The sequence below is a fragment of the Exiguobacterium sp. s191 genome (genome assembly GCF_018618955.1).
Taxonomy (GTDB): Bacteria; Bacillota; Bacilli; order Exiguobacteriales; family Exiguobacteriaceae; genus Exiguobacterium_A; species Exiguobacterium_A abrahamii.
In genome coordinates this window covers 1,730,668-1,743,165 of record NZ_JACSNC010000001.1, presented here as the reverse complement: position 1 = coordinate 1,743,165, position 12,498 = coordinate 1,730,668, and the positions used below count along the sequence as shown (strand labels likewise).

Genomic DNA, 12,498 nt, shown 5'->3' with positions numbered 1-12,498 from the left:
AGGGGGAACAGTATGCATATCATTCAAGCCGTGATCGGGAGTGTGCTTTATCTCGTCATGTTCTTTAGTATCGGATTCATCTTAAACATGTTGTTGCGGAGTACGTGGGTGATGCTCGTACTCTATCCGGTCATCATCATCATGATGATCGACAACCAATCGACGCTCGAATACTTCACGAATGCTCGTGAAGCGATTCCGAATCTCGGAGACCGGATTGCTGGTCTACAGACAGCGGATATCACGATGTTCGCGGCTGGTCTTGCCGGAATCATCATCGCCGGTCTATCGATTCGCTTCTTGCGTAAGAGCGGTTACCAAATGTTTTAAAGTCTACTTGAGTAAGTAGGCTTTTTTCGTGTCTGAAAAACCGTTATAATAAAAACAATGTCTTTAAATAAATGTGTAAGAGCAGATTGGGTTGAGAGCGAATGGATAAACAAATGTACCACGTTATCAAGGTATTGAATAATAATGTCGTCATTTGTTCGACTGGTGCGAATCAGGAAGTCATTATCCTCGCGAAAGGGATTGGCTTCGGTCGGAAGCCAGGCGATCAACTGACAGATCTCGACAAGTTGGAAAAAGTCTACACGTTGAAGGATAAAGAAGAACAGGATCAATATAAGGCGCTCGTCGGTCATCTCGATGAAAATTTCATCGCGTTGATGAACGAGATCGTCTCGATGATCGAGACACGCTTCGGAAAAAAGGTCGACGAACATATCCATATTGGATTGACGGATCATTTGACGTTTACGTTCAAGCGACTGGAACAAGGAATGGAAGTCACGAATCCGTTTCTTGCTGAAACGGAAGCCTTGTATCCGGAAGAGTACGCCCTTGCAGAAGAAATCGTCGAGTTCATCAGTGCCGAGATGAATTTTTACCTGCCTCCAGCGGAGACAGGATTCATCGCACTTCATATTCATTCGGCGACGAACTTCAAAGACGTACTTGAAGTCAACCGCCATCATCAACTCGTCGGTTTAATTGCTAGTCATATCGAACAGCGACTGGAGATTAAAATCGATCGAAAATCGCTTGATTACAAGCGTCTGATTCGGCATCTTCGTTCAGCGATTGAAAGGGTTTCCAATGGGGAGTATCTAGAGGCTCCAGAAAAAGTAGAAAAGCTATTGCGTGAAGAATATCCGCTATGCTATGATACTGCTTGGGAGCTGATGTCCATCATGGAACGTCAGTTGAAGAAAGCGGTACCGCGCGGTGAGGCGACGTATCTTACGATGCATCTGCAACGCTTAGTGCAGTACGATTCAGGTAAATGACCGCACGGACTACGTGTTACTGATACGATCAGGCATGAGTGGGATGTCGGGCAAGAAGCTTTATTTCCGTTATGCAACGGGATAAGTCTATTGTCTACAATCCGCTCGTGCCTGATTTTTTTCTGTAAAAAATCGGTCAGATGTCTGACTTTTTTCGTCTCAATCATTGGCATTATTCATCATACTTCGCTCTTAACAGGAAAAGGAGGAAACACACATGTTCAAACAGATTTTTGCTGTTCTTCAACGTGTCGGTAAAGCGTTGATGCTTCCTGTAGCGATTTTGCCAGCTGCCGGTATCCTACTCGGATTCGGTAACGCGATGCAAAATCCGAACTTGACGTCAAAACTCGAGTTCTTGAAAAATGATGCAATCATCAAGGTTGCAAAATTGATGGAAGCAGCCGGGGATATCATCTTCGGTAACTTAGCACTCTTATTCGCGGTCGGTGTCGCGATTGGTCTTGCAGGGGACGGCGCAGCCGGACTTGCGGCAATCGTCGGATTCTTGATCATGAACAAAACAATGAGCGTTTGGCTCGGCGTTACACCAGAAATGGTTGCTAACGGTCAAGGGTATGCAAACGTACTCGGTATCCCAACACTTCAAACTGGGGTATTCGGAGGTATCATCATCGGTCTGATCGCAGCTTGGGCGTATGGGAAGTACCATAATCTCGAATTGCCGCAGTTCCTCGGATTCTTTGCTGGTAAACGTTTCGTTCCAATCGTTACTGCTGTCGTTTCATTGTTCGCTGGTCTTGTGCTTGTATTCGTTTGGCCGTTCGCTCAGGACGGATTGAACACATTCTCCCACTTCATGATGGAGAAGAACCCAACACTCGCAGCATTCGTCTTCGGTCTCATCGAACGTTCGTTGATTCCATTCGGTCTTCACCACATCTTCTATGCACCATTCTGGTTCGAATTCGGTTCGTACACGAATGCAGCAGGTGATGTCGTTCGTGGTGACCAAGCGATCTTCTTCGCTCAATTGAAAGATAACGTTGAATTGACTGCTGGTACGTTCATGACTGGTAAATTCCCGTTCATGATGTTCGGTCTTCCAGCAGCAGCTCTTGCTATGTACCATGAAGCTCGTCCTGAGCGCCGTGCAGTCGTTGGTGGTCTTCTTGGATCAGCAGCACTTACAGCATTCTTGACAGGTATCACAGAGCCAATCGAATTCGCATTCTTGTTCGTTGCTCCAATCTTGTTCGCAGTTCACGCAGTCTTCGCAGGTCTCTCGTTCATGACGATGCAATTGTTGAACGTTAAGATCGGTATGACATTCTCTGGTGGTTTGATTGACTTCCTTCTCTTCGGTGTTCTTCCAGGACGCACGCAGTGGTGGCTCGTCATCGTCGTCGGTCTTGCACTCTCTGTCATCTACTATGTCGGATTCCGTTTCGCAATCCGCAAATTCAACCTGAAAACTCCAGGTCGTGAAGATGCAGCGCAAGAGACTTCATCTGCTCAAGGTTCTGAACTCGCTGAAGGTATTCTTGATGCACTCGGTTCAGAGTCGAACATCAAACACTTGGATGCATGTATCACACGTCTTCGTGTCGAAGTTCTCGACAAATCAAAAGTCAACAAAGATGAGTTGAAAAAATTAGGTGCTGCTGGTGTCCTTGAAGTTGGTAACAACGTTCAAGCGATCTACGGACCGAAATCAGACAACATCAAGTCTGAAATTCAAGCCGTCATCGCATCACGTAAACAAGAAAAAACAGTCTAATGTTTTAAGAAATGAGTCCTTCTGCGGAAGGGCTCATTTTTTTTTGGAAAAATCTTTTAGAATCGTTTTGCGCTAGAATATTTTAGGGTATGAATTAAGTAGTTTGTTTAAAAAAGGAGGGAATATACGCATGTGGAAAAACGTGTTTGGTGTCTTACAGCGGATCGGTAAGGCCCTGATGTTACCGGTAGCGATTTTACCGGCAGCGGGGCTATTGCTCGCGTTCGGGACAGCGTTTCAAAACCCGAACTTGACGCAATATTTACCGTTCCTCGAGAACGATTCGCTAGTCGTCATTTGGCGAGTCATGCAGGATGCGGGTGATATCATCTTTGCGAATCTCGGGTTACTGTTTGCCGTCGGGGTCGCGATTGGTCTTGCGAATGGGGAAGGGGTCGCCGGTCTAGCAGCGATCGTCGGTTTCTTGATCATGAACAAGGTCATCAGTTCGTTTTTACAGATCACACCAGAAAAAATCACGGAAGCACAGAAGGCGAGTGACTTGTCGTATGCGACGGTCCTCGGGATACCGACCTTGCAAATGGGGGTATTCGGAGGGATCATTGCCGGTTTGATAGCAGCGTACAGTTATAATAAATTCTTTAAAATCAAACTGCCTGATTTCCTCGGATTCTTCGCAGGGAAGCGTTTTGTTCCGATCGCAACCGCCTTATTCAGTCTTGTCGCCGGGTTTGCCTTGTCGTATATTTGGCCACCGATCGGTAGTGGAATCAACACATTCTCAAAAACAATCATCGAAGCGAACGAACCGTTGTCTGCCTTTATCTTTGGACTCGTCGAACGTTCGTTGATTCCGTTTGGTCTTCACCATATCTGGTACTCAAGCTTCTGGTTCCAGTTCGGAGAATATACGGATAAAGCCGGAACGATCATCAACGGGGATCAGCGGATCTTCTTCGCACAGTTGAAGGACGGTGTACCATTTACAGCAGGGACATATATGACCGGGAAATATCCATTCATGATGTTCGGTCTTCCAGCAGCCTGTCTTGCGATGTACCATACGGTCGCAAAAGATCGTCGTAAAGCCGTCGAAGGTCTTTACTTCTCAGCTGCGTTGACTTCTTTCCTGACTGGTATCACGGAGCCAGTCGAGTTCTCCTTCGTATTCGTTGCACCACTCTTGTTTGCCGTTCACGCTGTCTTTGCAGGTCTTTCATTCATGATCATGGATTTACTGAACGTCAAGATCGGGATGACGTTCTCCGGTGGACTGATTGACTACACGTTATTCGGGATTCTACCGAACCGAACCTCGTGGTGGCTCGTCATTCCAGTCGGTCTTGTCTTCGCCGTCATCTACTACTTCGGATTCCGCTTCGTCATCACGAAGTTTGATCTGAAGATTCCGGGGCGCGAAGCAATTAAGGAAGGTGCCGCTACCTCTACGGCACAAGCAGGTGATCTACCGTATGAAATTCTACAAGCATTCGGTGGTCCATCAAACATTAAACATTTAGATGCTTGTATCACGCGTCTTCGGATTACGGTCAATGATAAATCAGGCGTCAACAAGGATCGTTTGAAAGAGCTCGGTGCTGCTGGTGTTCTTGAAGTCGGAGATAACGTCCAGGCCATCTTTGGACCGAAATCCGATGGGATCAAGACAGAAATGGCAGATATCATGAAAGATCCAAATTATAAACCGAAAGAGACACCAGAAGCAGACCCAATTCCACAAGTACCAACGGGAGACGAAGCACGGACTTCTGGAACTACAGCAGATGCCGGTCCACTCGCTGGAGATCGTGGTGGGGCTTACGTGCCTGAAGATGGATATGTCGCACCACTGAGCGGTATCATTCGTTCTCTCGATGATGTACCGGATCAAGTGTTCTCTGGTCGTATGATGGGTGACGGATACGCGATTGAACCGACGGAAGGATATGTTGTCTCCCCTGTCTCTGGTGAGATCACGACGTTCTTCCCGACGAAACACGCAATCGGTATTCTTGCGGATAATGGAGATGAAATCTTGATTCACATCGGTATTGATACGGTGTCACTCGAAGGAAAAGGGTTCGAGGCGTTGGCGAAAGCCGGCGATCGTGTCGAACCGGGGACGCCACTCCTCAATGTCGATCTTGAACAAGTACGACCACTCGTACCATCATTACTGACGCCGATCATCGTCACGAATAGTGGGGATCGAAAAGTTGATGTTGATGTCGGACGGACGGTCGAAGCCGGAGAAGCGATTTCATATCGAGTAGAGTAAAGAAGAAAAGCGACGGATCGCCCTGAGCGATCCGTCTTTTTTGTGTGAAACGATCGTAGAGCACATTTGATAATGAGATTTTGCACATATGATGATACAATGAGTTAGCTATTATAAGAGTTAGCTAATTTTTTGAGAAATGAGGTGCGTCGATGTCTTCGACTACAACAAAAACGAATACGACACCTGTCGTCATCGGATTATTGATTGGGATTTTAGTCGCAGCAATGGATAACACGATTGTTGCGACAGCGATGCCGACGATTGTCAGCGAACTGAATGGGTTTGATCAGTATGCATGGGTCACGTCGGCTTACATGATCGCAACCGTTGCCGGAATGCCGATCTTCGGTAAATTGAGTGACATGTATGGAAGAAAACGCTTCTTCCTCTTTGGGATGCTCCTCTTCATGGTGGGAAGTATCTTATGTGGAATGGCAGACTCGATCATTGAGCTGTCTGCCTATCGTGCCTTGCAAGGGCTTGGTGGTGGGGCGTTGATGCCGATCGCCTTTACAATCATCTTTGATATCTTCCCACCGGAAAAACGGGGGAAAGTCAGTGGGTTGTTTGGAGCGGTCTTCGGAATTTCGAGTATCTTCGGACCGTTGCTTGGTGCCGTATTGACGGATTCGCTCGACTGGCGCTGGGTGTTTTATATCAATATCCCACTCGGATTGATTGCCCTTGGTCTCGTGACGGTCTTCTATCAGGAATCACCGGTGCACCGGACACAGAAAATCGACTACGTCGGTGCCTTTACGCTTGTCGCCGGATTAGTTTTATTCTTACTCGCGCTCGAAATGGGTGGCAAAGAGTATGCATGGTCTTCGCCACAAATTCTTGGTCTGTTCGGAGCAGCGCTCGTCGCGTTCGTTGCCTTCGCATTTGCTGAACGACGTGCCGCGGATCCCGTCATTACGTTCAGTCTATTCCGCCGTCGCTTATTTGCGGCAACACAAGGCGTGGCGTTCTTTTATGGATTCGTCTTTATCTCAGCGAGTGTATTCATTCCAATCTTCGTGCAAGGTGTCTTTGGTGGAAGCGCGACGAACTCCGGTCTGATCCTAATGCCGATGTTGATCGCCTCGGTCATCTCAGCGCAACTTGGTGGACAGTTGCCGAATAAGTTTGGTTTCCGGAACATCATGATCGTCTCGGCGGTCTTCTTCCTACTCGGTGTCTATCTCCTTAGTACGATGACGCTTGAGACATCGCGGACAGCGGTAACGATCTATATGATCATTCTCGGATTCGGTGTTGGCTTCAGCTTCTCCTTGTTGAACCTAGCGAGTATCAATGGGATCGAGATGCAACGACGTGGCGCAGCGACCTCGATGGGCTCAACATTCCGGACAATCGGGATGACGCTTGGTGTCACGGTCCTCGGAATCATTCAATCACGGACGTTCACGTCAGCTGTAGCGGATCGGTTGCCGCAAGGTGGAGCGCCGTCCGGTGGACAGTTCCCAACGGCTGATGCGTTTGCGAAAATGCCACCAGAAGTTGCGACAGCAATCAAGACGTCGCTTGCAGAATCGATCTCAACCGTCTATTTCTGGGCACTGATTCCAGCAGTACTCGGTGTCATCTTTATCTTCTTGATGGGGAACGAGCGTCCGATTTTGTCGGAACAAGCTACTCCAGAAAAGAAGAAACAAGCTCAATGATCACCGTTTCAACAACGTCTTCTTTCTTATTAGAAAGAGGCGTTGTTTTTTTGTTTAACAAGACAAAAAAAGACGAACCTGGATTGTTCCAGATTCGTCTGACAGAACTTATTTTTTGATGTCGAAAGTCGTGCTGAGGAAGTCGACGACTTCTTCTGCTGTATCCATATCGAGTACTTGCTCAACGATTGCTTCACATTCTGACTTGTTGAGACGTGTCATCAAGCTACGAGCGCGAAGAACAGATGATGCTGACATTGAGAACTCATCGAGACCAAGACCAAGAAGGATTGGGAGTGCCAATTCTTCTCCTGCCATCTCACCACACATACCGACCCATTTGCCTGCTTTGTGTGCTTCAGTGATGACGTTGTTCAAGAGGTTCAAGATCGCTGGGTTGAACGGTTGGTACAGGTATGATACTTTTTCGTTCATCCGGTCTGCCGCCATCGTGTATTGAATCAAATCGTTCGTTCCAACAGAGAAGAAGTCGACTTCTTTTGCGAACTGACGAGCCATGACTGCCGTTGCTGGGATTTCGACCATCATACCGACTTCGATGTCTTCCGATACCGTAACGCCTTCAGCTTGGAGGTTTGCTTTCTCTTCAAGGAGAAGTGCTTTTGCAGCACGGAACTCTTCGATCGTTGCGATCATCGGGAACATGACAGCGAGTTTACCGTATGCACTCGCACGAAGAAGTGCGCGTAATTGTGTACGGAACAAGTCTGTTTGATCGAGACAGAGACGGATCGCACGGTAACCGAGGAAAGGGTTCATCTCGTGTGGGAGATCAAGGTACGACAATTCTTTATCGCCACCGATATCAAGTGTCCGGATGACGACTTTTTTATCGCCCATTGATTCGAGAACCGTTTTGTAAGCTGTGAACTGCTCATCTTCCGTTGGGAATGTCTCTGCATCCATGTAGAGGAATTCCGTACGGTAGAGACCGACTGCTTCTGCACCGTTATCCAAAACGCCTTTGACATCGTTTGGTGTACCGATGTTTGCAGCGAGCTCGACGTGATGACCGTCAGCCGTCATTGTTTTTTCGTTCTTGAGTTTTTTCCACTCTTCTTTTTGTGCGATGTATGCTGCGCGTTTTGCTTCATACTCAGCAACTTGCTCTTCGCTTGGGTTGACGATGACGTCACCTTCTGCACCATCAAGGATGAGAAGATCGCCGTGTTTAACGTCCGTCAAGACGACTTTTGTTCCGACGACTGCTGGAATTTCGAGTGAACGTGACATGATGGCAGAGTGCGATGTCCGGCCACCAATGTTCGTTGCGAAACCTTTAGCATATTTACGGTTCAATTGAGCTGTATCCGAAGGAGTCAAGTCTTCCGCGATGATGATGACTTCTTCGTTGATTTGAGCTGGAGTGACGAACGTGATACCGAGAAGGTGAGCCATCGTCCGTTTCGTGACGTCACGAACGTCTGCTGCACGTTCGCGCATGTATTCGTTATCCATCGATTCGAAAATCATGACCATCATGTTTGCGACTTCATCGAGTGCTTTTGCAGCATTTGCTTGCTCGTCCTCGATTTTTGCGTTCACCTGACTGACGATTTCCGGATCTTCTAAGATGAGAAGGTGAGCCGAGAAGATTTCCGCTTTATCTGGACCTAATTCTTGTAAGGTATTTTCACGAATGACTTCGAGTTCTGTCTTCGATTTTGCGATCGCTGCTTGGAAACGTTCTTTTTCCGCAGCTGCATCCTCGATTTTGTGCGATGGAATCTCAAAGACCGGTGTTTCCATCACGAATGCTTTTGCAATCGCGATCCCTGCAGAAGCGCCAATTCCCTTGATATGTTGTGCCATGTGCATTACCCTCTTTTCAGTAAGTTTTTTTAACGCGACGACTTCGTTTCTTAGCTATCTATAGATACCCATAAACGCCTCTCTCTTAACGAGCCTTCTGCGCACTCTCCCTTGAATGAAAACGTAGACATTTCTCGGAACAGCAAACGCATCGTTTCTTGAAGTGTCTCAACATTTCACCTGTATAATCCTATCATATTGTGAAACGGGCAACAATTGTTTGAAACCAAGCATTTCGACAAATTGTCGAACAGAAGTAGTGAAAGCGTTTGCGGTCAGTCGAGAGGCTATCAGTTGGAAAATGACTGAAAACACTTCATACTAATAGATACTAGTCAAAGGGGGAGTTTTATATGCAAACGAATCAATCCGTAGATGTACTCGTTGTCGGGATTTCTGGAAATCAACCGCTCGATGAACGTTTACAAGCACTGTATGGTGACAAACTAGAAGAGTGGGTTCGTCAAGGCGATATCTCAACGAAACGAGGAGAACTGCGTCTATTGCCAACGTTAGCGGGCGACGTCGCACGTGTACTGTTTGTTGGACTCGGGAAAGTTGATCAGCTCGCGCAAGACGATTTACGTCGCTTGCTCGGGAAAGCGGCACAACATGTCAAAGCACGTCGCTTAGAACATGTCACAGTTGACGCAACAACGTTCCCAGGGCAACCGGTCGAACTGATTGCCGAGACATTCACCCTCGCTACATATGAGGTCAAACATTATAAGACGTCGCCTTCGAAAGCATATACGTTACAACTGACGGTCTTACCTGTAGAGGAAGAAGCCGTACGCCGCGGAACGGTCTTGGCTGAAGCGACGAACTTAGCGCGTCGTCTCGTAACGATGCCTGGGAATCTTTTGACGGCGCCAGCGCTTGCGGATGAAGCACGCTTCATCGCGGAGCGTCATGGGCATGATCTCCGGATCATCGATAAGGAAGAGATGGAAGCACTTGGGATGGGCGCCTTGCTTGCCGTCAACCAAGGATCCGTCATTCCACCGAAATTGATCGTCCTTGAATATAAAGGATCAGCAGAAGCACCGATCGCGGTCGTCGGGAAGGGAGTCACGTTCGATACAGGTGGTTATTCCATCAAACCGAAAGACGGGATCGTCGGGATGAAAGGCGATATGGGGGGAGCAGCAGCCGTTCTTGGACTGTTCGAAGCACTCGGTCAACTGAAGCCAGATGTTCACGTCATCGGTGTCATTCCAGCAACCGACAACATGATTTCCGGGGATGCCTTCAAGCCGGATGACGTCATCACGTCGATGGCAGGAAAAACGATTGAAGTCTTGAACACGGATGCGGAAGGACGGCTTGTCCTTGCTGACGCAGTCACGTACGTCAAAGAATACCAGCCAAAAGCGATCATCGATCTCGCAACGTTGACAGGCGGTGTCCTTGTTGCGCTTGGAACAGAAATCACAGGTGCATTGACGAACGATGCGTCACTTTACGAACGCTTTGAACAGGTGACGAAAGAGACGAATGAGATGGTCTGGCAAATGCCATATGTCGATGCGTTCATTAAACAAGTTCGCCGTTCGGAAGTCGCAGATTTGAACAACTCACCGGGACGCATGGGACATATGATTTTCGGTGGTGCGTTCGTCGGCGAATTCGTCGGTGACACACCTTGGCTACACCTCGATATCGCGGGAACATCGGAACAGAATCAAGCGTCTGAGATTGGTCCAAAAGGAGCGACAGGCGTTATGGTTCGTAGTCTGTATCGATTCGTCGAGCAAGAAAAATGAGACGTTGGAATCTACTCGGCGTCTTGTTGACGATTCTTGCCATCGTCTGGTATATGGATGCGCGCGACCGTCTATCGCTCGGTCTCGCGACGTTCATCGGTATCTTCACCGTCTTATCACTACTGCGTTCTTTCCGGGAGAAGACGAATGATCGTCATCGGAATTGATGCGGCAAAGGCGGGGTGGGTCGTCGTTATGTACGAAAATGGTCGTTATACGGGATTCGTCGAACCGACGCTTACTCAGATTCCGCTAGCTGACCGGATCTGGATCGATATGCCGATCGGCTTGATGGAAGGACGACGGGAAACGGATCAACTGTTGCGACTGGAGCTACGACCTGGGCGGACGAGCAGTGTCTTTAATGCACCGTTTCGTAGTGCGTTGACAGCTTCTACCTATATGGAAGCAAATGATTTAGCCAAACAACATGCGGGGATCGGGCTTTCGAAACAAGCGTGGTACCTATTACCGAAAATCCGAGAAGTCCGCAGCGTATATCGAACGGAGATGATTGAAGCCCATCCGGAAGTCTGTTTCGCGCGACTCGCCGGTCATCCGGCACGCTTTTCAAAGAAGACGACCGAAGGCATTGCGGAACGGATTGAATTGCTCGAGCGTTTTGATTGTCCGCCGTTATGGGAACAGCGTCAGTCGCATGTTGCGGTCGATGATTGGCTCGACGCTTGTCTGCTTGCGACGGGCGCCCGTTTTCCGTGTGATTATTTGCCGGCGAGTCGACCGGTGGATCCGGAAGGATATCCGTTATATGCAGCTGTACCAAAAAAATCACCCTCACCGAAATGGTGTGGGTGATCCTTTGACGAAGTCCCAGATATAATGAAAAATCTGGGCGTTGTAGAGTGCTTTTAAGATGACAGCGATCAATGGTCCGAGAATCAGTCCGAAGACACCAAAGAATTTGATTCCGACGAACAGCGCAATCAACGCCGTGATGGGTTGAATCCCGATATTATCGCCGACGATTTTCGGTTCCATGATGTTACGCTGCAGAATGACGAGAGCGTATAGAATCCCGAGTCCAATCGCAAGTGTTGTATCACCCGTGATGATCGAATAGGCAATCCAAGGCAGGAAGACGGAACCGGTGCCAAGATACGGCAAGATATCAAAAAAGGCAGCGATAAAAGCGACTGCGAACGGATGCTCGACACCAATGACGAACAAACCGATCAAGACGATGAAGAACGTGATCGTGATCAACGTGAGCTGCGCTTTGAGATAGCCGAACAAGGCAGACCGTAAACTCAAGAAGACCGACTCGAAACGAGCGAACCAAGGAAGCATCTCATAACGTTTCAATCGCATCTCGTACTGGTGCCAATCTTTTGCGATGAAGAACCAAGCGAGTAAGACGATGACGAAAATCAATGCAATCGATGGCAACGTTGCAAGGACCGTCTGTAGCATCATGGCGATACTTTTTGATCCTTCGCCAATCGCACTCGCAAGTGAACTACCGAGTGATTGGATACTGTTTTGGACCGTGTTTTGTTGCGATGGCTCCAGTGAGCGTAAGGCTTCGGAAGCATCGTTCCAGATGGGTGCCAGTTTTTCATTGTACAGCTTTTGAAAATACAGGCTCAACTCTTGGATTTGCGCCGGTAATTGGTTGGCGACAAATACAAGACCGCGAATCAACTGCATGATGATCAAGGCGAGCGAACCAACTAATAAGCCACTGATCAAAATGATGGACAACAACGCACCCCATCCGCGAGTGATTCGTAACCGCTTTTGGAAAAAATCGACGAGCGGTCGACTCAAAAGGGCAAGCAGAAACGCAAAGACAAACGGATACAAAATGGACGAGAGGCGGATGAGTAACCATCCACCAACTAAGAAGGCGAAGATCACCGTCAGGAACCGGGCCATTTGCCAAAGACGTTCAGTCGACACAAGCAACACCTCTTACTGGATTATGTAGAATTAATTGATA

General features: G+C 48.0%; 10 protein-coding genes. 8 read left to right on the top strand and 2 right to left on the bottom strand.

Annotation, left to right across the window (positions count from 1 at the left end; genetic code table 11):
* Positions 1-12: 12 nt before the first annotated feature.
* The 5 genes from KNQ09_RS09205 to KNQ09_RS09185 all read left to right on the top strand — a co-directional run bounded on the left by KNQ09_RS09205 (position 13) and on the right by KNQ09_RS09185 (position 6,939).
* On the top strand, positions 13-330 hold the full coding sequence (locus tag KNQ09_RS09205; protein ID WP_023469133.1) for a YuiB family protein: 318 nt from the start codon (positions 13-15) through the stop codon (positions 328-330).
* Positions 331-431: 101 nt separating this feature from the next.
* A complete protein-coding gene (gene glcT, locus KNQ09_RS09200; protein ID WP_023469132.1) occupies positions 432-1,289 on the top strand; it encodes a glucose PTS transporter transcription antiterminator GlcT in 858 nt (285 codons plus the stop codon).
* Between the two features lie 217 nt (positions 1,290-1,506).
* Positions 1,507-3,030, top strand: a complete 1,524-nt coding sequence (gene ptsG / locus KNQ09_RS09195; RefSeq protein WP_029342409.1) for a glucose-specific PTS transporter subunit IIBC — start codon at positions 1,507-1,509, stop codon at positions 3,028-3,030.
* 130 nt (positions 3,031-3,160) lie between these two features.
* The gene (gene ptsG, locus KNQ09_RS09190; RefSeq protein WP_064299464.1) at positions 3,161-5,269 is read left to right on the top strand and encodes a glucose-specific PTS transporter subunit IIBC; all 2,109 of its coding nucleotides are present in this window, start codon (positions 3,161-3,163) and stop codon (positions 5,267-5,269) included.
* 152 nt (positions 5,270-5,421) lie between these two features.
* Positions 5,422-6,939 carry an MDR family MFS transporter gene (locus KNQ09_RS09185; protein ID WP_064299465.1) on the top strand — a complete coding sequence of 506 codons (1,518 nt, stop codon included), beginning with the start codon at positions 5,422-5,424 and terminating at the stop codon, positions 6,937-6,939.
* 108 nt (positions 6,940-7,047) lie between these two features.
* Here the strand turns inward: KNQ09_RS09185 and ptsP are convergent, their stop codons facing one another.
* A complete protein-coding gene (ptsP, locus tag KNQ09_RS09180) occupies positions 7,048-8,772 on the bottom strand; it encodes a phosphoenolpyruvate--protein phosphotransferase (protein WP_023469128.1) in 1,725 nt (574 codons plus the stop codon).
* A 353-nt stretch (positions 8,773-9,125) separates the two neighbouring features.
* On the opposite strand from ptsP, the gene KNQ09_RS09175 reads away from it, so the two are divergent.
* The 3 genes from KNQ09_RS09175 to KNQ09_RS09165 are packed head-to-tail and all read left to right on the top strand — an operon-like array spanning position 9,126 to position 11,354.
* Positions 9,126-10,538 (top strand): leucyl aminopeptidase, encoded by a 1,413-nt coding sequence (locus KNQ09_RS09175; RefSeq protein WP_133207640.1) that lies wholly within the window; start codon positions 9,126-9,128, stop codon positions 10,536-10,538.
* On the top strand, positions 10,535-10,705 hold the full coding sequence (locus tag KNQ09_RS09170) for a hypothetical protein (RefSeq protein WP_156501818.1): 171 nt from the start codon (positions 10,535-10,537) through the stop codon (positions 10,703-10,705). Before KNQ09_RS09175 ends, KNQ09_RS09170 begins: the two co-directional genes overlap by 4 nt.
* The gene (locus KNQ09_RS09165) at positions 10,686-11,354 is read left to right on the top strand and encodes a DUF429 domain-containing protein (protein ID WP_064299467.1); all 669 of its coding nucleotides are present in this window, start codon (positions 10,686-10,688) and stop codon (positions 11,352-11,354) included. The genes KNQ09_RS09170 and KNQ09_RS09165 overlap by 20 nt, the downstream gene beginning before the upstream one ends.
* On the opposite strand, the gene ytvI is transcribed toward KNQ09_RS09165, so the two are convergent.
* Positions 11,334-12,458, bottom strand: a complete 1,125-nt coding sequence (gene ytvI, locus KNQ09_RS09160; protein ID WP_214858192.1) for a sporulation integral membrane protein YtvI — start codon at positions 12,456-12,458, stop codon at positions 11,334-11,336. The genes KNQ09_RS09165 and ytvI overlap by 21 nt on opposite strands.
* Between the last annotated feature and the right edge of the window lie 40 nt (positions 12,459-12,498).